The following is a 20500-nucleotide window of genomic DNA, read 5'->3' on the forward strand; positions in this document are numbered from 1 at the left end:
TTTATGTTAAGATAGTTATTTCTCTTTCTTTTCTAAGCTCATTACAAAATCAATAAGGTCAGTATCTGCATCTTTACCATAGGCACTCGTAAGGCAACCTTTTATAGAATCATTAGTCTCTATCAAAAATAAAATCGAACTATCCCCTGGATCATTCATTCCCTCGTGCCTGCAATATTCTATAAGTGTGAGGTCTTCTATTTGATACCAGCGATTATTAGTTCTACACAATAAACGGCCGTCCCGATACATAAAATCTGAGGTAAAACCTGCTACTCTCGCTGCTGCTATATCTTCTGTTAGGGTGTTGCTTTGTGAGAGAATCATAAAGTAAGGTTTTGAGTACGCTTTCGCGAAAGCGTGATTAAAAAATATTAACTCCAGTTTATAATGCAGAGGTAAAGCGGCATTCCCAGTGTGATATTAAAGGGAAAGGTAATGGCAAGCGCCATAGGTAAGTATAGGCCTTCGTTTGCCTTAGGCGCAGCGAGTTTCATAGCGGCAGGGACTGCAATATAGGAGGCACTTGCTGCAAGTATGGCAAACAGCAATCTGTTACCTATAGATTCTGTTATAAACCCACTTAGTAAACTCACGATAACACCATTTACGATAGGGACGGCGATTGCAAATACATAAGGAAAAGCGCCATACTCCTTTAGGCTTCCTATTTTTTTACCACTTGAGATGCCCATATCTAGTAAAAAGACAGCTAGAAAACCTTTGAAAATATCTGTAGTAAAAGGCGCAATACCTTGTGCTTGTGCATCGCTTGCCATAAAACCTATGACGAGACTTCCTATTATCAACAGTACACTTCCGTTTGTAACAGAATGTTTAATAATACTGCCCATTGAGACTGTCTTGTCACGGTTTGCCGTAAATAGCATCATAAGGAGTACGCCTATTATAATAGACGGCGCTTCCATAATGGCCATAACTGCAACCATATACCCGCTATATGCAATTTGCTCCATATCAAGATAAGCAACTGTAGTAACAAAAGTTACAGCACTTACAGAGCCATATGCCGCAGCGATTGCTGCGGCATTTTGTACTCCGACGCGCTTTTTAAGCGTAAAAAACGCATATAATGGAACCACAAGAGCTAGAACGATTCCAAAAATTAAGGACCAAACAATCTCCATATTTAGCTCTGAGTGAGCAAGCTCTTGCCCTCCTTTAAATCCTATAGAAAGTAGGAGGTAAAGAGAAATAAACTTTGAAGAACTAGGCGGTATGGCTAAGTCACTTTTGAGTTGTACCGCTAGTAATCCTAAAAAGAAAAACAAGAGTGCAGGGTTGGTCAAGTTATCAACCAGTAGGTGTAAGTCCATAAAAGAGGGTTAGGTATCTTAGTGTGGTAATTACTTTTTGATGCGTATCTCTACAGTGCTTTTTATTTCTAGTTTACCTCCATCTGCACGCACGTCACTTAAAAAGCTTTTTAATTTTTCTTTCTCATTTAGTAGCTCTATGATACGCCCACTATCATACTCACAGGCATCATCTATGTTACCTTCGGTGCGGCTTAAGCGTTGTAATTTGTGAAAGTTGATCTTCTTGTCAAGCATTGCGTGTAAGATATCTCCAGCTTCGGTTGCTGTAAATACTCCATCTATGAGGTTGATTTTTTGATCTGTCATTGTGAGTACGTCTGTTGTTTGTGTGTTCATGATAGTATTGATTTAAAGTGTGAAAGAATTATGATTTTCCGCCAGCAATTTTGATAAACGAGATAAGTATGATTAAAAATGAAGCAGATGCTATTTCCTTAAAAAACAAATAATCAGTCAAGATAGAAAGTGTTATTGCCGCTATAGGAATTGCAAGAAGCATTAAGTTTTTCAAGATTTTAAATAGTAAAGCCCATTGAATGATAATTGAGGAAGAGCTGTCCCTCTGAGAGTAATCACGAGCATTAAGCGTGTTGATTTTAAGTTTTTGTAACATATCTCTATTTTTTGATGGTGCAAAGATGTGGGCTAGAGTTCATATATTTTTATTTATATTTATAATGAATTACATAAATTATTTTAATGCACTATACGTTACACCAGCTTCAGGTCTTCTTAAAAGTCACAGAATTTAAGAGCATTACAAAAGCTGCCGAGGAGCTACATCTCACGCAGCCAGCGGTCTCGATACAAATCAAAAATTTCCAAAATCAGTTTCCTATACCGCTTACGGAAGTTGTGGGGAGACAATTATTTGTAACAGATTTTGGCGAAGAAATTGCAGCTGCAGCACGTAAAATAATTGCCGAAGTTGATGCAATTAATTATAAAACGATGGCTTATCAAGGTCAGCTATCGGGTAAATTAAAGATATCCATTGTCTCTACGGGTAAATATTTGATGCCCTATTACATCACAGATTTTATGAATATGCACCCTGGTGTAGACCTAGAGATGGATGTAACAAATAAAACTAGAGTGGTGCGTCATCTTGAAAAAAACGAAACAGATTTTGCACTGGTATCTGTAGTTCCAGATCACATCGCGATAGATAAAGTGACACTTATACCTAACAAATTATTTTTAGTAGGAGGTAGGCAGCACACCTACTCAGGTAAAACCATATCAAAAAAAGACTTTGATAAACTACCCGTGGTATACAGAGAAAAAGGATCTGCAACACGGGCCGCTATGGAAAATTATATTGCAGACAGACAACTTCCTACTCGTAAAAAAATAGAGCTCACCTCAAATGAAGCGGTAAAGCAGGCTGTGATTTCTGGAATAGGGATTTCTATACTCCCGCTAGTGGGACTTAAAAATGCACTTACGAGCGGTGATGTTCAAATCATCCCAAGCAAAGGATTGCCTATAACCACACACTGGAATCTCATCTGGCAAAAAAGTAAGCAGCTTTCTCCCACCGCACAAGCCTTTGTGAGTTATCTCGAAGAGCATAAAACAGCACTTAATGTGAAGCATTTTGGATGGTTAGATACGTATTAAAGGGTACGCTTTCGCGAAAGCATAATATGTGTAAAACGTTGTCTTTACTGAAATGACGTGTAAATGTCGGGTTAAATACTGTTTAAAAAATGAAACAAATGATCTTACTGCCCTACTATTGCAGTGTAGAACTTCTTGTACATTTGATGCGCATCATTACAAGGCAAAACATTTATGATGAAACAACCACAATTAGGACAAAAGATTTTAGAACTGCGCCAGCAGAAAGGATTAACGCAGGAAGAACTTGTGGAGCAATGTAATATCTCTGTGCGGACGATACAACGTATAGAAGCTGGAGAAACAATGCCACGTATTTACACGATTAAAACAATCCTCTCTGCGCTAGATAGAGATCTAGATGATTTACAAGAAGATACGGTCTTTGAGACTAAGGTCAAAGAGGTAATGCTTTTTGAGATAGATGAGACAAAAGATGTGTCATTTCTTTTTACACAATTACATATTGGATGGATTGCAGGAATCTTAAGTATGATAGTTTTTATTTTTGAAGCTATTGACGACTTCTATCTAGTCGCTCAACAAACTTATTATTTCGGAAAAGTTTTTACTATTATACTTGGGGTGCTTTCTATTATTTTCTTTTCAGTATTTATGCGCACTTTTATACTTATTGGAAACTTATTTAAGAACACTTTTTTAAAAATAATTGCAACGCTATTTATTATTATTAATGCAATTCTTGCTGGATATGCCCTTATCGACATGAATTATGTTGTAATGCCTATGGAGGCTTACGGTGTTATGTACATAGTGTTTTTTGGTGTGATGTCCATGTTTTTTGGCTATAGCTTATTTAAACTTAAAGGGCTGGGACAGTTGCCACAAGCATCCGGTATTTTGCAAATGGTACTCGGCTTTATGATGCTTACCATATTTTTAGCTATTGTAGCAGGACCAGCAAGTATACTGGCACAAGCTGTAAATGTCGCACTTATTCTCAGAGTGTATGAGATAATTAAAAAGCAAGTAGGTTAATAAGAACTATCATTTTAAAAAAAGTAAAACGCATCCTCAAAATGCTCAAGGCGTTCTTGCTTTGAGTTTTTGAGTACTGCGATAATGTCAAAACGTACTTCGACATTTAGGTCATTTTCTAGTACATACTCGTTTGCTACTTTAACGATTGTTTTCTGCTTCCCAGGGCTTACAAAACTCTGCGGATCGCCAAAGAAATCTGAGTTACGCGCTTTTACTTCTACCACAACCAGCACATCTTCTTCCTTCTGGCAGATAATGTCGACTTCATTTTTTCCAAAAAACCAATTACGTTCAAGAATAGTGTAACCCTGCTTTATTAAATGCAGGGTTGCTAGTTCTTCACCGTATTCGCCTAATTCTTTTGGGGTCATAATTTAGTTGTATAATTAGTAATCATAATAAACCCGTCTTAGTGAATCAACTCGTTTCTTTAACTTCCAAGGAGCAAGACCTACTGCAATACGCCTTTTGTCAATATTTTTAAAATCAAGAATATTGGTGCTATCGACATTATCATAAATCCCATAATCATAAAAACCACGAGAGCGCTGTCTACTGTCAATCATTTTACCTAATATGTCTGCTGGAGCTTCGCCATCTTCAATCATTTTTAAAAGCACCGGTTTAAAGTATATCGTGTCGTCAAAATGAAAAAATAGTGTTTTTACACCCACACGCTCACCTTGATCAAAATTATCTTTGCCCACAAGTTGAGCTGAAGGATAGCCATGTTCTTTAAAAATCGCTTTAATTCTCTTTTGATGAATGCTATCTACACGCTCCATCTCTATAAAATCTATAGGAGGCTGTCTCACTTCTTGATCAAGACGGTTCATTGCAATTATTTCTGCCCTTAAATCTTGGTTAATATTTGCGTTAAACTCATCTGCATAAGAAGCAGCGTTACGCGCTAGATAATCCCACTCCTCATATTCCTTGAGGATATTATATATTTCATTGTTTTTAAAAGTATCAAAGCTCATTCCTTCCTTAAGCATACGCTCCATATATGGAAATGCTTTTTGCGGTTCACCTACTTTGATGGAGAGTTTGGCCATCATTTCTGGCTCTCTTATGAGTGTCTGGTTTAATAGACCGCAACGCGCTTCTACCTCTTTAAAAAGATTATATGCATTCTGATAATCTTCCTCATAAAATGCAAGCTCTGCTTGATAAACATCTTGATAGTAGGAGTCTATAAAATTGCAAGAAGGTTTTTCGACGCAAGAAAATAAGCATACTATTATAAGGATAGATACGATTCTATTCATACCGTATACTTGCTTTAGTTGCCGTTACTTCAAGAGTAATCTCACTCCCCAACTTCAATGCGTTATTATTATCTACGTGACCCGCAGGGAAGTCAAAAGCTACTGGGAAGTCACATTCTTTTACAGCATCAAGCACAATTTCTTGTGCCGTTTTACCAAAGGGGATTCTATTATCGTGCATCTTAGTCATACCACCCACTACCATTCCCGCACAGTGATCCAGCATTCCGTTGCGTTTTAAGTTGACGATCATTCTATCTATATGATAGAGGTACTCATCAAGATCTTCTATAAATAAAATTTTACCAGCCGTATCAAGGTCAGAGCTGCTTCCGCAAAGGCTGTAAAGAATAGAGAGATTTCCGCCTACGAGCGTGCCTTTTGCAGTGCCTAGTCTGTTAAGCTTATTTGTGGTGTTGTAATCGAAGTTCGGTTGCTCGCCAAAAAGAGACTGTTTTAATGACGCTTTCGCGAAAGCGGTATTGTCATCAAGAGAAACCGGCATCGTGGCGTGTATCGTTTTGAACCCTATTTTATGGATGTGGCTATGTAAAACAGTCACATCAGAGTAGCCAACTACCCATTTAGGATATTTGACAAACTTGTAAAAATCAAGATCATCTACTATGCGCACGGTCCCGTAGCCGCCACGAGCGCACCATATGGCTTTAATCTCCGCATTATCCATCATTTGCTGAAAGTCTTGTGCTCTCTGAAAATCTGTGCCAGCATACTGATTATCTTCTAGCCCAATGGTGGTTCCTAACACGGGCACTAAGCTCCAGCTTTTAAGTAAGGCAATGCCTTCTTCTAGCTCTTTTTTAGAGATTTTACGTGCCGTAGCAACGATTGCGACTTTGTCGCCTTGTACAAGATAAGGAGGTGTAATCATTAGTGTATTTTTCACACCTCAATATACTAACTTAACGGCAGTTTGGATTTTAAACCAACTGGTAATTTGGTGATAGTTTTCATTACTCAATATTATAAAACAAAGTGATTTGAGAGATGCTTATAACTCATAAACCATGCTCCATAGCCCCGATAGGAATGAAAATCCCGCAACCTAGCGATAGCGTGGTGAGGAATTGCAATGAATAGCGCGAAGAGGCAGCTGCTTACTACAACTACTGCAGCGCTCCTAGTATAACAATACCGAGCTAAAGCTAGATTACTTTATAGATACTCCTTGCTTGTTTTTCTTTATTTTTGTCGCTTCTTAAAGAATATAATATGTCTCAGAATCCACAACGATATACAATTACAGCGGCACTGCCGTATACTAACGGACCTATACACATAGGCCACCTTGCAGGAGTGTATGTTCCGGCAGATATTTATGCGCGTTACCAGCGTATGCAAGGAGCAGATGTTGCTTTTATATGTGGAAGTGATGAGCACGGTGTGCCTATCACAATCAAAGCAAAAAAAGAGGGTGTAACTCCACAAGATGTGGTAGATAAGTACAACGCGATAATCAAAAAATCTTTTGAAGATTTTGGGATCACCTTTGATAACTACTCACGCACCTCTGCAAAAATTCACCACGATACAGCGTCTGAGTTTTTTAAGAATATGTACGATCAAGGTAAGTTTATAGAAGAAACAAACGAGCAGCTGTATGATGCAGAGGCAAACCAGTTTCTTGCAGACCGTTTTGTGACGGGAACTTGCCCTAAGTGTGGTTATGAGGAGGCTTACGGAGATCAGTGTGAGAGCTGTGGTACGTCGCACAACGCAACAGATCTTATCAACCCAAAGAGTGCCATAACAGGAGCTGTACCTACACTTAAGGAAACAAAGCACTGGTTTTTACCACTTGATCAATATAATGACTTCTTTAAGGAGTGGATTATAGAAGGACATAAAAAAGACTGGAAAACTAACGTTTACGGGCAGTGTAAATCATGGATAGATGATGGACTACGTCCTCGTGCCGTAACTCGTGATCTGGACTGGGGAATCCCTGTGCCAGTAGAAGGAGCAGAGGGCAAGGTATTGTACGTTTGGTTTGATGCGCCTATTGGCTATATTTCTTCTACAAAGGAGTGGGCAGCACGTGAAGGAAAGGATTGGGAACCTTATTGGAAAGATGAAAACACAAAATTACTTCACTTCATTGGGAAAGATAATATCGTTTTTCACTGTTTGATTTTTCCTGCGATGCTCAAAGGTCACGGCGAGTATATCTTGCCAGATAACGTACCTGCAAACGAGTTTTTAAACCTAGAAGGCCGCAAGCTTTCTACTTCAAAAAACTGGGCGGTGTGGTTACACGAGTATCTGGAAGAATTTCCAGATCAGCAGGATGTGTTGCGTTATGTACTTACGGCAAACGCGCCAGAATCTAAGGATAATGACTTTACTTGGAAGGATTTTCAAACTAGAAATAATAGCGAACTCGTAGCGATTTTTGGTAATTTAATTAACCGCGTGACGGTACTTACACATAAGTATTATGGAGGTGTTGTGCCTACGCCTGGAACTTTTAACGAGCTAGATAAAGAAGTGCTAGATGCTATAAAAGCATATCCAGCGGTGATAGGTAGTAGTATTGAAAAATACCGCTTTCGCGAAAGCCAAACAGAATTTATGAACCTCGCCCGTCTAGGAAACAAATACCTAGCAGACGAAGAGCCGTGGAAGACAATCAAAACAGATGTAGAGCGCACTAAAACAGTAATGTATGTAGCCTTACAAATTGCAGCTGCACTTTCTGTTTTGAGCGAGCCATTACTACCTCATACAAGCGGAAAACTGAAAGATATTCTCAATGTGAGTCCAAGTGCAGATGAGAACGCATTACAATGGAGTGATATATCATCTAAGGAGGTCTTACTTCCAGCTGGTCACACCATTAATAAATCTCAATTGCTCTTCTCAAAAATAGAAGACAGTCAAATCCAGATTCAACTAGATAAACTAGAAGCAAGTAAAGCTGCAAATGAAGCAGAAGCTGCTGCCGAAAACGCAGTTGTAGAGCCACAAAAAGAGCTTATAAACTTTGACGATTTTACAAAACTCGATATGCGAGTAGGTACCATCATCGAAGCTGAAAAAATGAAGAAGACAAAGAAGCTCCTCATCTTAAAAGTAGATACAGGTATTGATGTACGTACTATCGTTTCTGGTATCGCAGAGAGCTTTACTCCAGAAGAAGTAATAGGGAAACAAGTAACGGTACTTGTAAACCTGGCTCCTAGAGCACTACGTGGTGTAGAGAGTGAAGGAATGATCTTAATGACAGAGGATGTTAGTGGGAAATTGGTTTTTGTAAACCCTGATACGGATGGGGTGAGTAATGGGAATATGATAAGTTAAGCGTGTGGAGGTTTTACAATACGTAATCAAAAGCTCAGGCTTATCAGAAAAAGGTGTAAAAAACACACTAGATCTCCTCAACGAAGACTGCACACTCCCATTCATAGCGCGCTACCGTAAGGAAGCGACGGGTGGACTAGACGAGGTGGAGATTGGGAAAATTATCGAGTTTAAAGAGCAGTTTGAGACTTTAGAAAAACGTAAAAAATCAATTCTTAAATCACTAGAAGAGCAAGACGTTCTTACCAGCGAACTCAAAGATAAGATTGAAAAAACGCAAGATCTTACTACGCTAGAAGACCTGTATTTACCGTACAAGAAAAAACGTAAAACGAAGGCTGAGATAGCACGTGTAAACGGACTAGAACCACTTGCCAAAATTATTATGTCTCAAAATGTGCAAGACCCAGAAGGGCTAGCGCATCGATATACTAATAAGGAGGTTCCAGATGCACAAAGTGCGCTAGAAGGAGCACGTCACATTATAGCCGAGTGGATTAACGAGCGTGCAGATATACGTAATAATATACGTGAGCAGTTAAAACGTTTTGCCACCATAGAGACGAAGGTGGTTAAGAAATTGGCAGATGATGAGAAAGCGCAGAAATTCCGTGATTATTTTGACTGGTCTGAGTCGTTAAGCCGCTGCCCTTCACACAGACTACTCGCCATTTTAAGAGCCGAAAACGAAGGCTACATCCGTGTAAAAATTGTCATTGACGATGAGCGAGCGCTTGACAAAATAGAACGCAAACTCATACGCTCTCGTGGCGACAGTGCCACACAGATTGAACTTGCCATTAAAGATGCTTACAAACGACTATTATTCCCTGCATTGAGCAATGAGCGTCTCTCAGAAGCAAAGAAAACAGCAGATGAAACTGCTATTCAGGTTTTTGCAAAAAATTTAAAACAATTACTCCTTGGTTCGCCGCTAGGTGAGAAGCGTATTCTTGCGCTAGACCCAGGTTTTAGAACAGGTTGTAAACTGGTGTGCCTCGATGCACAGGGACGGTTATTACATAATGAAACCATCTATCCACACGCACCAAAAAACGATGACAAAGGCGCGATAAAAAAGATCTCAAGTCTTACAGATGCTTATAAAATTGAAGCAATTGCCATCGGTAACGGTACGGCTTCCCGCGAGACAGAAAGACTCGTAAAACGCATCAATTTTAAGAATGCGATGGAGGTTTTTGTAGTGAGCGAGGCAGGTGCGTCTATCTACAGTGCGAGTAAGATCGCGCGTGATGAGTTCCCAAATTATGATGTGACAGTTCGTGGTGCAGTTTCTATAGGTCGTAGATTGCAAGACCCGCTGGCAGAGCTGGTGAAGATAGATGCAAAGTCCATTGGTGTAGGACAATATCAGCACGATGTAGATCAGACTGCACTTCAAAAATCGCTAGATCAAACGGTAGAAAACTGTGTAAATGCCGTGGGTGTAAATATAAATACGGCAAGTGCTCCGCTGTTGAGTTATGTGTCAGGTATTGGACCAAAACTTGCTGAGGGAGTAGTACGCTTTCGCGAAAGCGAAGGACCCTTCAAAACACGTCAAGAGATTAAAAAGGTACCACGTCTGGGAGGAAAAGCATTCGTACAAGCCGCAGGCTTTTTAAGAATTACTGGCGCCGAAAATCCGCTAGATAACTCGTCGGTACATCCAGAAAGATATAAGTTGGTTGCAAGTATTGCCAAAGATCAAAAAGTCTCTGTCGCCGAAATGATAGGAAACACAAGCCTTCTTAAATCGATAGACCTTCAAAAATATGTAACCGATGAGGTAGGACTTCCTACACTCACTGATATTATAAGCGAACTAGAAAAACCAGGGCTTGACATTAGAGAAAAAGCAAAGGTGTTTACTTTCAATCAAAACATACGCACCATAGAAGATGTACAGTCAGGCCAGTTACTGCCAGGGATTGTAAATAATGTAACCGCTTTTGGAGCTTTTGTAGATATTGGTATTAAAGAAAGCGGCCTCATACACATCTCAAACTTGGCAGATGGTTTTGTGAGTGATGTAAGTGCACACGTAAGTTTACAACAGCAGGTAATTGTAAAAGTACTGGAAGTAGATATTGCTAGAAAACGGATACAATTGAAGTTGGAGAAGTAAAAGTTTTGTCACCTTGAGCGTGTAGAGAGGTCACACGACTAGTTTTATATGTACTTACTCCTATGCGATTTCTCGACAAGCTCGAAATGACGAGTGATTGTATATTTGTATACTCACCATAATATACTTAATGCTCAAAATCGCATTCCATCCCATTTACAAACACCCATTGCCGGAGGGGCATCGTTTTCCTATGGAGAAGTATGATTTGCTTCCTAAGCAGTTAGTATATGAAGGTACGTGTGATGGAGATAATTTTTTTGAACCAGCACAGGTAGCTCACGAGCATATTTTGCGATGTCATACTACAGAATATGTAGATAATCTTAAAGCGCTAGCTATCGACCCTAGAGCACAGCGAAAAACTGGTTTTCCGCTCTCACAAGAACTTGTAGATCGCGAATTAATCATAACTCAAGGCACCATTGATGGGTGTCACTACGCGCTAGAAAATGGTATTGCAATGAATATTGCAGGTGGTACGCACCACGCTTATACAGATCATGGAGAGGCGTTTTGCCTTCTCAATGACCAAGCGATTGCTGCGCGATATTTACAAGCAAACGAGCTTGCAAAAAAAATTCTCATTGTAGACCTCGATGTTCATCAAGGTAACGGAACGGCAGAGATTTTTACGGGTGACGATTCGGTGTTTACGTTTTCTATGCACGGTAAGGCAAACTATCCTTTTAGAAAAGAAATCTCAGATCTTGATATTGCATTAGAGACTGATACAGGCGATGTGGAGTATCTCGATACTCTCAAAAAAACATTGCCAAATCTCATTAAAGAACAACAACCAGATTTCATCTTTTACCTATGCGGAGTCGATATTTTAGCGAGTGACAAATTGGGTAAATTGGGGTGTAGCATAGAAGGTTGTAAAGAGCGCGATCGGTTTGTTTTGCAAACCTGTTATGATTTAAAAATCCCCGTGCAATGTAGTATGGGCGGCGGCTATTCTCCAGACATAAAAGTGATAATTGACGCCCACGCAAATACCTTTAGAACGGCACAAGATATTTACTTTTAGAACAATCTTTCGTAGGGCTGTTATTTCTTTTTTCGCATCAACTTCGCAGTCATCTTCTTGATTCTGTCGGCTAGTTTTTCGCTGCTCAATTTTTCGCGTAAGCGGTCTGTAATTATTGGAAAAGATAAAGGCGTAGGTTGCTCGCAATCCATCCAGACAATTTCTTGCGTCTCTATACGCTCAAGCGCTTGCTGCAATCGACCTTCTTCTAGCTGATGCTCAAAAGTCTCTGTAAATGCTTGTTGAAATAATAAATTATCTGCCTCATAATCACGGAACACATCAAAAAACAGCTGACTACTACTTTGTAGATGTTTCTGCTTGATTTGCTTGTTTGGGAAGCCAGTAAAAACAAGCCCAGAAATTACCGCGATATCTCTAAATTTCCGCCTAGCCATCTCCGTAGCATTGAGACTATTTTGCAAGTCGTCGTGCATATATGCCGTCGTAAATAGGTCGTTATCTAGTAGCTGCTGTATGTCTATAGGTTGGTCTGAAAGTAGCTCAAAACCGTAGTCATTAAAGGCAAGAGAGAAGGTGATAGGGTCTAGTAAACTAAGACGATACCCGAGTAAACTTCCCATAGCCTCGTGCACAAAACGACCTTCAAAAGGGTAAAAAACGTGATGATAACCATCACGTGTTTTAAATGTCTCAATAAGCAGTTGCTCATCACTTGGGATGATACTCTCTACCTTTTGCTGTCTAAAAATATGCTCTAGCGCATTAATCTCTAGAGACCGCTTTCGCGAAAGCGAATTCCCAGTATAAAGTTCCTCCCGTAGCAGTTGGGACATCTGGCTGCTTAAGGTAAGTCGGCCGCCCATCCACGAAGGAACTTTATTAGTTTTCTTTGAGCTGTTGCGCACGTGTACTTCCATATTTTTAATACGGATAAATTCTAGGTTGCGACCTGCAAAAGTAAACACATCACCACGCGTTAACTTACTGATGAAAAACTCCTCTATTGTACCAATGTAACCACCTTTTTGATATTTGACTACAAGATTTGCATCGCTCACAATCGTCCCTATTTGCAGGCGATGGCGCATTGCCACCATACGAGAATTCACTTTAAATCTGCCGTCCTCAATAATCTCCACCTTCTTATACTCATCATAAGCTTGCAGGGATTGCGCACCCATCGTCATAAAATTAAGGCACCATTCCCATTGCTCTTTTGTCATTGCTTGAAAGCAAAACGTTGTCTGTATCTCTGGCCAGATATCTTCGGGTAAAAATCCGTCAGACACGGCTAGCGTCACGAGATATTGAATCAGTACATCAAAACTATTGAGATACGGAATTCTATCTTCTACCGTGTTTTCCTTAACGGCGCGCTGCAAAGCAGAGGCTTCTACTAGCTCTATGGCGTGCGTAGGCAAAAAGTAAATCACACTCTCCTTACCAGGGCTGTGACCAGATCGCCCAGCACGTTGTAAAAAGCGAGCGACACCCTTTGGTCCACCTATTTGGATAATGGTTTCAACAGGCGCAAAATCCACTCCGAGATCAAGACTAGAAGTACAAACTACCGCCTTGAGAGAGCCGTTCCGAATGGCGCCCTCAACCCACGTACGCGTCTCTTTATTAATACTCCCGTGATGCATTGCAATCTCACCAGCATACTCAGGATGTGCCGCAAGAATGCGCTGAAACCAGATCTCACACTGGCTTCGCGTGTTCGTAAAAAGTAAGGTCGTCTTGCTGTTGTTGATAATGGGTACGACGTATTCCAGCAAATGCAATCCCAAATGACCACGCCAAGGAAAGGTTTCCATCTCGTCTGGAATGATAGACTTGACGGTAATTTTTTTGTTGATGTTTGCTTTGATAATTACGCTTTCGCGAAAAGCGTCGCTTTCATAACCCAGTAGTACTTCTCGAGCTTGCTCAAGATTTCCAATCGTTGCCGAAATTCCCCAGATACGCATATTTGAAGCGACAGTTTTCAATCGGCTCAACGCGAGTTCCATCTGTACACCTCTTTTTGTGCCTAGTAATTCGTGCCACTCGTCAATAATTATAGCCGAACAATTTTTAAAAACCTTTTCATACCCTTTTGAAGCAATTAAGAGCATCAAGCTCTCGGGTGTGGTGATGAGCAAGTCAGGCATAGAACGCTTTTGCTTGGCACGCTCAGATTGTGGAGTATCTCCATTGCGTATTCCTACCGTCATCTGTGTGCCGAGATCTTGTGTGATACGAGAAGCCGAAAGCTCAATCTCATTAGAAAGCGAGCGTAGCGGAGTGATCCAAATGGCCTTTAGTCCTTTTTTATGTTTGGTCTTGTAATCAGGGTGTTGTTTGATGTAATTAAGAACCACCGGAAACCAAAGTGCATACGTCTTACCACTCCCCGTAGGCGCATTAAGCAATCCATTTTTACCGGCAAGAAACGCCTTCCACGTTTGTTTTTGAAACGGAAAAGGTTTCCAGTCTTGCGACTGGAACCAGTTATTTGCGATATCTAGTAGTTCTTTTTGGGTCATATTTATAAAGTTCCCCTCCTTGAAAGGGAGGGGTGGCCAAGCCTTAAGCGTGGACGGGGTGGGTGCTATTTGAAATTATCACTAATATCTTTTAAAACACTTGATAAAAGATCAAAAACCATTTTGTTTTCAAAACGAATTACTCTTAGTTCTTGATTTTCCAAGTATTTTGTTCTCATTTCATCGTACTGTTGTGCCTGCTCATTCATATGTACTTGACCATCTAGCTCAATAATTAACTTCTCTGATGCACAGTAAAAATCCACAATGAATGGCCCTATGCCGTGTTGTCTTCTAAATTTTCTGCCCTCAAGCTGTTTGCGTTTTAAGTGTGACCACAAAAATGCCTCTGCAGGAGTCAAATTTCTTCTCAATTCTTTTCTGAATTTCAAAGTTTCTTCTGGATTGTGAAGCTTTTGCTTTTTCATTTTTATTTTGGCTTTAACCCCATCCGACCTAGATCCTCTAGGTCACCTTCCCCTTTCTGGGGAAGGAGCTTTTGTTTAACTCTTTAAACTTTAGAAGCCTTCTATTCTTAACCTGGGGAGATTCTGACATTGCTTTCTTGCACCATTATTTTGTGGGCGGGAGAGATTCCTTCGCTGCGCTCGGAATCATCCCTTTTAAATCCTCTAGTGTATTTGCATCTTCTATCTGCTTATCGTGTCGCCAGCGTAGCATCCTTGGGAAACGCGTGGCTATACCACTTTTATGTCTTTTTGATAACGCTATACCTTCAAAAGCAATCTCAAACACGTGATGAGGCGTTACAGATCTCACTGGACCAAAACGTTCTAACGTGTTTTTTTTAATCCAGTTGTCTACTTTTCTAAACTCGGCATCTGTGAGGCCTGAATATGCTTTAGCAAAAGTAACAAGCTCTGTTTTATCTTCATTCCATAAACCAAAGGTGTAATCTGTAAATAAATTACTTCGTCTACCGTGACCACGCATTGCATACGTGAGTACCGCATCAATGGTGAGTGGATCAACTTTCCATTTCCACCAGTCGCCTTTTTTTCTACCTACGCGATAGGGGCTGTCTTTACGCTTAATCATTAACCCTTCAGAGCGCATCTCTCTACTACGATCTCTTTCTTGTGCCATTGCTTCCCAACTATCAAACTCCATCGTTTCAGAAATGCCTATAGGCAGTTCTTTATCTGTGATATTGCGATATAACGATTCGAGGATAGTCCTTCTTTTCGCGAAAGCGGTTTCACGCAAGTCTTTTCCTTCCCATTCTAGAATATCATAAGCCTTGATAATTACAGGCACTTCTTTGAGCATTTTCTTGCTCACGGTTTTACGTCCTATACGCGCTTGTAAGTCGTTAAATGTGCCGATCTGCCCATCATAAAAAGGTAGTAACTCACCATCTATGACGGTTCCGTCTGGTATATGTTCTTTGAGAATCTCAAGTTCTGGGTACTTATCTGTCACTAGCTCTTCACCGCGACTCCAGATAAAAATCTCCCCATTACGAAAGATGGTTTGTGAGCGTATACCATCCCACTTATGTTCGGCAAGAAAATCTGTTACATCACCCAGCGCCGAAGGTTCATCTTCAACTGCATAGGCAAGGTAAAACGGATACGGCCTTGAAAATTCTTGACTTGCATCTTCTTCGATAACCAGATCGTGAAAGGTGACCGTCTGTGGTTTCCAGTCGCCCATTAATTTATAAGCAAGCACATCTTCTTCTATGTCTGTCGCTTGTGATAATGCACGCGTCATCAACTTTTGACTCACACCTATTCTAAAGCCTCCTGTAATTAATTTTGTAAATACAAAACGTTCATAATAGTTGAGATTTGCCCAGTTATCAAACAGGTATTCCTTTTTCTCTTCATCCGTTTTTCGCTTAAGCGAAATCATCTCTTCCAGAAACTGAGTAAGCGACTTCTCTGAAGATGCTGTTGCTGCGGGAACCACAAGTGCAATCGTTTCTGCGAGGTCACCCACGATGTGGTAACTTTCTTCAAATAGCCATAACGGGATGTTTGATAGTTCGCTCGCCCATTCCCTGAGTAAGGTGGTGTTTACGGGTCTTGGAGGGCGACGGTGCGATAAGATGGCAATAGTCCACACCTTGTCTTTATCTGACGCTTCTCTGAAGTAATGCGCAAGCGCCTTGACCTTCTCGTTAGTCTTATTTGTAGAATCGAGTGTCTTTATGAGTGCTGCAAATAGTTTCATACGCTAGTTTCCTCCTCCTCTTTTTTTGCATCCATTTCTGCTAGTTCGCCTTCATATTGCGTTTCTTCTGTGCGCGCATCATAGCCTATACTGCGTAGGTATTTGGAAAATATATCTGTGTATCCATGAGTGCAAATGATTTTTTCGGCACCCGTAGCTTCTATACTTTCTAGTAAGCTAGGCCAATCGCAATGATCGCTCATTACAAACCCTTTGTCGATAGCTCTGCGTCTTCGTGCTCCTCTAAAAGCCATCCAGCCGCTTGCGCTTGCAGTTACATATGGCACCATCTTGCGTATCCATGTACTGCCGTGAGTGGCTGGTGGTGCTAGGACGATACTTCCTTTAAAATCTTCCTTTTTAGTATCTCTAGTGACTAATTCTGTTGCCGGCATATCGATCATAGGGCGCAGTACTTCGGTCATTTTTTCGATAGCGCCGTGTGTGAGGATCTTGCCTATACTCGGGTCAAGGTGTTTCAATAATCGTTGTGCTTTACCTAAACTGTAAGCAAATAGTACAGAGCACTTTCCTTCGGCTTTATTTTTCGCCCACCAAGTATTTATGTCGTGCATTACTTCGGCTTGTGGTGTCCATTTGAAAGCTGGGAGTCCAAAGGTACATTCGGTAATGAAAGTGTCGCATTTCACGGGTTCGTAGGGTTGAGAGATACCATCTACTTCAGTCTTATAATCTCCTGTAAACACCCACACTTCGCCCTTGTGTTCTACACGTATCTGACTAGAGCCAGGAATGTGGCCAGCGGGATGAAAGGTGAATTTTACATTGTTGATGTTTACGCTTTCGCGAAAGCGTACCCCAGAAACATTGATATCTCCCAACCTATGAGAAATAATAGGAACGTTACTCTCGTGAGTGATGTACTGTTTATGTCCCCACCGACTATGGTCTGCGTGGCCGTGCGTGATGAGGGCTTTATCTACAGGTTTCCACGGGTCCAGATAGACCTTTGCGGGCGGGCAATAGATGCCCTTATCTGTAAATTCTAGAAGTGGCTTTTTCAAATTTTTTTCTTTTTCATCTTAAAGATACGGGTCGACATACCTTTACATTAGGGTTTTAGGAAAACTTTAGGGCATAAAAAAGCCTCTTTTTGCAAGAGGCTTTTAGGTGTTATAAGTTCAATTATTATTCGATTACTTCTAAATGAAGTATGATTCCATCACTTGAGCTATCTTCAGATTTTTCTATGGTTTTATAGTGAACTAGATACTCTAAACCTACATTATCATTCTTTGTAAGTAGCTTACCATTGATACTGGTAGTAGCATCTATTTCTAAAATTCTAGGCTCATTATCGCCATCTGTAAAGAAGAAATATCCTCCCTCGTAAGCGTCAAATGTAAGATGCTCTGTAAATGCTTCTTTAGAATTCTCTGTTGTCTTAAAAGGGCTCACTCCTAATAAAACAGTGCTGAATAATATAAGTATGGTCTTCATAATATCGATGGTTTAGTTAGCTTCGGTAAGCTGATATAGTTGCTTACTGAGTATAAATATAGCGCTAGTCTTAGCCTATCGATTTTTAATTAACCATTGTTTGTGAGAGAATGTTAAGGGTATGAAAAATTAACATTCTCTAATAAGGCACTACTTAATTAATTTTCTGAATTATCCAATTCTATTATTTCTGTTTTAGAAATCACAGCTCCATCTTCGCTAATCCCCTCTATAAAAAGTGTGATAGATTTAGTATTTGTATTGATTATATTAAAAGTGTTGACCCTGTTTTTACTTAAGATTACTTCTGGCTCCCAGTGAATTGTACCATAATTTATAAAGCCTTTATCGTTCAATACGGTATATACTGGATTGTAGAATTTTTTAGCAACGGAATACCCTTCACGTATAGCATAAGTGAAAATGTTGTTTTGAATTTTCTTGTTATTAGTTGTGGACGGTAAATCAATATTAAAATTACGTCTAGAATATAATCTTATAACACCTTCTCCTCCTCTTGAACCGCTTCTAGAGTCAAATTTGTTGATATAATAGCTTTCAATAAAATCTGTGCGCAATCCATATAGTATATCAAGATCTAATAACTCTACATCATCTAAATAAACTAGAGGCGCACGAGCACCAGAAAAACCTGAAATTCTACGCGATGAAATAGAAATTCTACTTGTTGAACCAAAGGAAAGCTCTTCTGTAACTACATATCCATTTTGGCGTATAACATCTGTAACAAAAGGGTACAATATGGTGTCATCCTCAGTAACGATCTTAATTTCATTTTTTAAATATGAAGGAACATTAGGATTGTCAATTATTTCTGATTTCTTTTTTTCAAATTCTAATATAACTTCGTTTAGTTCAATAAGCGATTGGTCAATCATTTGAGGCACTACTATCTTTTCCTCTTTTAGTGGTTTTCTAATAGGAATGTGCTTGGTTGTCGTTGAAGAGATATTGATAGGATTTACACGATTCGTTTCTTCATAAACGAATAGGCTAGGTCTTGATAATTGCCCTTTCTTATTAATAAGGGAAAAGGAAATTGTCTCGTTAGTTTTCGTATACAAGCCTCCCAAAGCAAACATATTGTTTTCAGGAGAGATAGTCAAACCTTCATTATGTAGTGTGGGATGAACATAAATATTATCCTTTAATCCGATATTTCTATTAAGCTTACCTACTACGGTAGTTCCTTGTTCAAAATCAAATTCTTTTTTTGGAGGACTACTATTAATGTTCTCCCAAGTATATGTGCTCCAACCTTGTGTAAGTAGCAATAGATCTAGGTTATCCTTGTTGTCATTATTACTATTAAAATATTGCTTAGGATTTTCTACAGTGCCTTGTATATATGGTTTTAAATAGAACGAACTAAGTATATTATTTTCCGGATTATAACCTTTAGTATTTGTAGGAAGAACGGAAACGCTGAGATTTTTTTTAGAAATGTTTTTTCCTAAGTTGTTTAAGGTAATTGTGATGGAGTCTGATTTTTGATTGATTAAAGAGGATGCCGCTACATCAAAATCAAGTTCATCTGCCCAATTAAAGTAGAGTCTTTCTGATAAGGGATTATCATTAGCATCAAATAAGGTAATAGTATTCATGCCAGAAAATAGGGATGATTTACTCACTACAAATGCTGAGATATTTGCTTCTTGATTAAGAGGAGTTTTAATTTTTTTTGCAATTCCATTTTTGTGTAGTAATACATATAATCCTTGACGGTTTATAGTATTCCTTATTTGATAGTTACTCTTAATTTTTATTGATATTATACCTCCATCTTCTTCGACTACTGCAATGCTGGGCGTGGTGTTTACTACGTTGGGTAGAGGTACAACGACTTCAGTATTGTCATCAAATGTAAAGTGTGCTGTATAAGTTTGCGTTGGTACAGGGATAATATCAAATTTTGCAAACCCGTAGGGTTTACCTTTTATTTGCAGAAGATTTATACCATTTTGATTTCTTATTGTTGCGCTTTTAAAAGAAGCTCCAAACCCATCCTGATCTAAAACTTTTACACCTACCGTATTAGTTGTGCTATGTATCAAGTGGCCTCCTTCTGGTAGTAATTGAATGTCGTACGCTTTTTCTTTCTCAATATTATTGCCAGATATTTTATTACTGACAATTGTTATTTTTTGCATGAAAGAGTCGTCTTCCTTAAAATTTTTCATCCATTGCGTAGAGCCTCTCAAGTAATAGGTGCCACTCTGCATAGTGGAATCTATTTTAATGTTACCATAACTTACTCCATTATCGACTATAAATTTTTCTGATTTGAAAAGTAATCCGTCAGGTTTAAAAATGTCTATATACAATGTTGTCTTTTCTGAGAAAGCTTTTTCTAATTGTCTAGTTCGTAAGTAAGCCTTAAACCATATCTCTTCATTTTCTGTAAAATGAGTTTTATTTAAATGGATATAAGCGCTTTGTCTAGGCAATTCAAAATAAGAACTATAGTTTTCTATTAATTCGCTTTTATTAGAGTTTTGGGCGAAAAGAAAGCTTGTAAATAGAAATAAACTAATAGTAAAGAGTTTAAAGAATAATTTTGAAAACATGTTTTTTGATTGAGATATCTGATGATTAAACAGATGGTTAGT

General features: G+C 39.3%; 18 protein-coding genes. 5 read left to right on the forward strand and 13 right to left on the reverse strand.

The genetic code is table 11. The features are described from left to right. Nucleotides 1–15: 15 nt before the first annotated feature. The 4 genes from JM84_RS03175 to JM84_RS03190 are packed head-to-tail and all read right to left on the reverse strand — an operon-like array spanning nt 16 to nt 1953. Nucleotides 16–327, reverse strand: a complete 312-nt coding sequence (locus JM84_RS03175) for a phosphoribosylpyrophosphate synthetase (protein ID WP_144782717.1) — start codon at nt 325–327, stop codon at nt 16–18. Between the two features lie 47 nt (nt 328–374). Further along, nucleotides 375–1337, reverse strand: a complete 963-nt coding sequence (locus tag JM84_RS03180) for a sodium-dependent bicarbonate transport family permease (protein WP_144782719.1) — start codon at nt 1335–1337, stop codon at nt 375–377. A gap of 30 nt (nt 1338–1367) precedes the next feature. Beyond that, nucleotides 1368–1676, reverse strand: coding sequence for a hypothetical protein (locus JM84_RS03185; RefSeq protein ID WP_144782721.1), 309 nt, complete (start codon nt 1674–1676; stop codon nt 1368–1370). Nucleotides 1677–1704: 28 nt separating this feature from the next. Then, nucleotides 1705–1953: a hypothetical protein gene (locus JM84_RS03190; protein WP_144782723.1), complete on the reverse strand. Its 249-nt coding sequence runs from the start codon at nt 1951–1953 to the stop codon at nt 1705–1707. Between the two features lie 86 nt (nt 1954–2039). Between JM84_RS03190 and JM84_RS03195 the strand changes: the two genes are divergently transcribed. Together JM84_RS03195 and JM84_RS03200 are read left to right on the forward strand one after the other, a co-directional pair. Then, nucleotides 2040–2963, forward strand: coding sequence for a LysR family transcriptional regulator (locus JM84_RS03195; RefSeq protein WP_144782725.1), 924 nt, complete (start codon nt 2040–2042; stop codon nt 2961–2963). Nucleotides 2964–3137: 174 nt separating this feature from the next. Then, complete coding sequence (locus JM84_RS03200; protein WP_144782727.1) at nt 3138–3962, forward strand: helix-turn-helix domain-containing protein; 825 nt, start codon at nt 3138–3140, stop codon at nt 3960–3962. Between the two features lie 14 nt (nt 3963–3976). Here JM84_RS03200 and JM84_RS03205 read toward each other — a convergent pair whose 3' ends face one another. Genes JM84_RS03205 through JM84_RS03215 form a run of 3 tightly spaced genes read right to left on the reverse strand, consistent with a single transcriptional unit; the run spans nt 3977 to nt 6128 of the window. Continuing rightward, entirely contained in the window at nt 3977–4336 is a 360-nt protein-coding gene (locus JM84_RS03205) for a YraN family protein (RefSeq protein WP_144782729.1), read from the reverse strand. A gap of 15 nt (nt 4337–4351) precedes the next feature. Continuing rightward, nucleotides 4352–5236, reverse strand: a complete 885-nt coding sequence (locus JM84_RS03210; protein WP_144782730.1) for a hypothetical protein — start codon at nt 5234–5236, stop codon at nt 4352–4354. After that, nucleotides 5229–6128, reverse strand: a complete 900-nt coding sequence (locus JM84_RS03215; RefSeq protein ID WP_144782732.1) for an LD-carboxypeptidase — start codon at nt 6126–6128, stop codon at nt 5229–5231. The genes JM84_RS03210 and JM84_RS03215 overlap by 8 nt, the downstream gene beginning before the upstream one ends. Before the next feature lie 341 nt (nt 6129–6469). On the opposite strand from JM84_RS03215, the gene metG reads away from it, so the two are divergent. The 3 genes from metG (at nt 6470) to JM84_RS03230 (ending at nt 11718) form a co-directional block, all read left to right on the forward strand. Then, nucleotides 6470–8557 (forward strand): methionine--tRNA ligase, encoded by a 2088-nt coding sequence (gene metG, locus JM84_RS03220; RefSeq protein ID WP_144782734.1) that lies wholly within the window; start codon nt 6470–6472, stop codon nt 8555–8557. Nucleotides 8558–8561: 4 nt separating this feature from the next. Continuing rightward, on the forward strand, nt 8562–10685 hold the full coding sequence (locus JM84_RS03225; protein WP_144782736.1) for a Tex family protein: 2124 nt from the start codon (nt 8562–8564) through the stop codon (nt 10683–10685). 130 nt (nt 10686–10815) lie between these two features. After that, nucleotides 10816–11718 carry a histone deacetylase gene (locus tag JM84_RS03230; protein WP_144782738.1) on the forward strand — a complete coding sequence of 301 codons (903 nt, stop codon included), beginning with the start codon at nt 10816–10818 and terminating at the stop codon, nt 11716–11718. 20 nt (nt 11719–11738) lie between these two features. Here the strand turns inward: JM84_RS03230 and JM84_RS03235 are convergent, their stop codons facing one another. The 6 genes from JM84_RS03235 to JM84_RS03260 form a co-directional block, all read right to left on the reverse strand. Further along, nucleotides 11739–14210 (reverse strand): ligase-associated DNA damage response DEXH box helicase, encoded by a 2472-nt coding sequence (locus JM84_RS03235; RefSeq protein ID WP_144782740.1) that lies wholly within the window; start codon nt 14208–14210, stop codon nt 11739–11741. 65 nt (nt 14211–14275) lie between these two features. Continuing rightward, nucleotides 14276–14638, reverse strand: coding sequence for an endonuclease domain-containing protein (locus JM84_RS03240; protein WP_144782742.1), 363 nt, complete (start codon nt 14636–14638; stop codon nt 14276–14278). A 145-nt stretch (nt 14639–14783) separates the two neighbouring features. After that, a complete protein-coding gene (locus JM84_RS03245; protein WP_013750496.1) occupies nt 14784–16409 on the reverse strand; it encodes an ATP-dependent DNA ligase in 1626 nt (541 codons plus the stop codon). Next, nucleotides 16406–17434 (reverse strand): ligase-associated DNA damage response exonuclease, encoded by a 1029-nt coding sequence (locus tag JM84_RS03250; RefSeq protein WP_013750495.1) that lies wholly within the window; start codon nt 17432–17434, stop codon nt 16406–16408. Before JM84_RS03250 ends, JM84_RS03245 begins: the two co-directional genes overlap by 4 nt. Before the next feature lie 124 nt (nt 17435–17558). Continuing rightward, nucleotides 17559–17870, reverse strand: a complete 312-nt coding sequence (locus JM84_RS03255; RefSeq protein ID WP_144782744.1) for a hypothetical protein — start codon at nt 17868–17870, stop codon at nt 17559–17561. Nucleotides 17871–18028: 158 nt separating this feature from the next. Next, nucleotides 18029–20458 (reverse strand): hypothetical protein, encoded by a 2430-nt coding sequence (locus JM84_RS03260; protein WP_144782746.1) that lies wholly within the window; start codon nt 20456–20458, stop codon nt 18029–18031. Nucleotides 20459–20500: the final 42 nt, after the last annotated feature.

Source organism: Dokdonia sp. Hel_I_63, from assembly GCF_007827285.1.
In the GTDB taxonomy this organism is placed as follows: Bacteria; Bacteroidota; Bacteroidia; order Flavobacteriales; family Flavobacteriaceae; genus Dokdonia.

Bases quoted from the DNA above. Each gene is read 5' to 3' on its own strand.
- JM84_RS03175 (WP_144782717.1), bottom strand. From the start codon at position 327: ATGATTCTCTCACAAAGCAACACCCTAACAGAAGATATAGCAGCAGCG.
- JM84_RS03180 (WP_144782719.1), bottom strand. From the start codon at position 1,337: ATGGACTTACACCTACTGGTTGATAACTTGACCAACCCTGCACTCTTG.
- JM84_RS03185 (WP_144782721.1), bottom strand. From the start codon at position 1,676: ATGAACACACAAACAACAGACGTACTCACAATGACAGATCAAAAAATC.
- JM84_RS03190 (WP_144782723.1), bottom strand. From the start codon at position 1,953: ATGTTACAAAAACTTAAAATCAACACGCTTAATGCTCGTGATTACTCT.
- JM84_RS03195 (WP_144782725.1), top strand. From the start codon at position 2,040: ATGCACTATACGTTACACCAGCTTCAGGTCTTCTTAAAAGTCACAGAA.
- JM84_RS03200 (WP_144782727.1), top strand. From the start codon at position 3,138: ATGATGAAACAACCACAATTAGGACAAAAGATTTTAGAACTGCGCCAG.
- JM84_RS03205 (WP_144782729.1), bottom strand. From the start codon at position 4,336: ATGACCCCAAAAGAATTAGGCGAATACGGTGAAGAACTAGCAACCCTG.
- JM84_RS03210 (WP_144782730.1), bottom strand. From the start codon at position 5,236: ATGAATAGAATCGTATCTATCCTTATAATAGTATGCTTATTTTCTTGC.
- JM84_RS03215 (WP_144782732.1), bottom strand. From the start codon at position 6,128: ATGATTACACCTCCTTATCTTGTACAAGGCGACAAAGTCGCAATCGTT.
- metG (WP_144782734.1), top strand. From the start codon at position 6,470: ATGTCTCAGAATCCACAACGATATACAATTACAGCGGCACTGCCGTAT.
- JM84_RS03230 (WP_144782738.1), top strand. From the start codon at position 10,816: ATGCTCAAAATCGCATTCCATCCCATTTACAAACACCCATTGCCGGAG.
- JM84_RS03235 (WP_144782740.1), bottom strand. From the start codon at position 14,210: ATGACCCAAAAAGAACTACTAGATATCGCAAATAACTGGTTCCAGTCG.
- JM84_RS03240 (WP_144782742.1), bottom strand. From the start codon at position 14,638: ATGAAAAAGCAAAAGCTTCACAATCCAGAAGAAACTTTGAAATTCAGA.
- JM84_RS03245 (WP_013750496.1), bottom strand. From the start codon at position 16,409: ATGAAACTATTTGCAGCACTCATAAAGACACTCGATTCTACAAATAAG.
- JM84_RS03255 (WP_144782744.1), bottom strand. From the start codon at position 17,870: ATGAAGACCATACTTATATTATTCAGCACTGTTTTATTAGGAGTGAGC.
- JM84_RS03260 (WP_144782746.1), bottom strand. From the start codon at position 20,458: ATGTTTTCAAAATTATTCTTTAAACTCTTTACTATTAGTTTATTTCTA.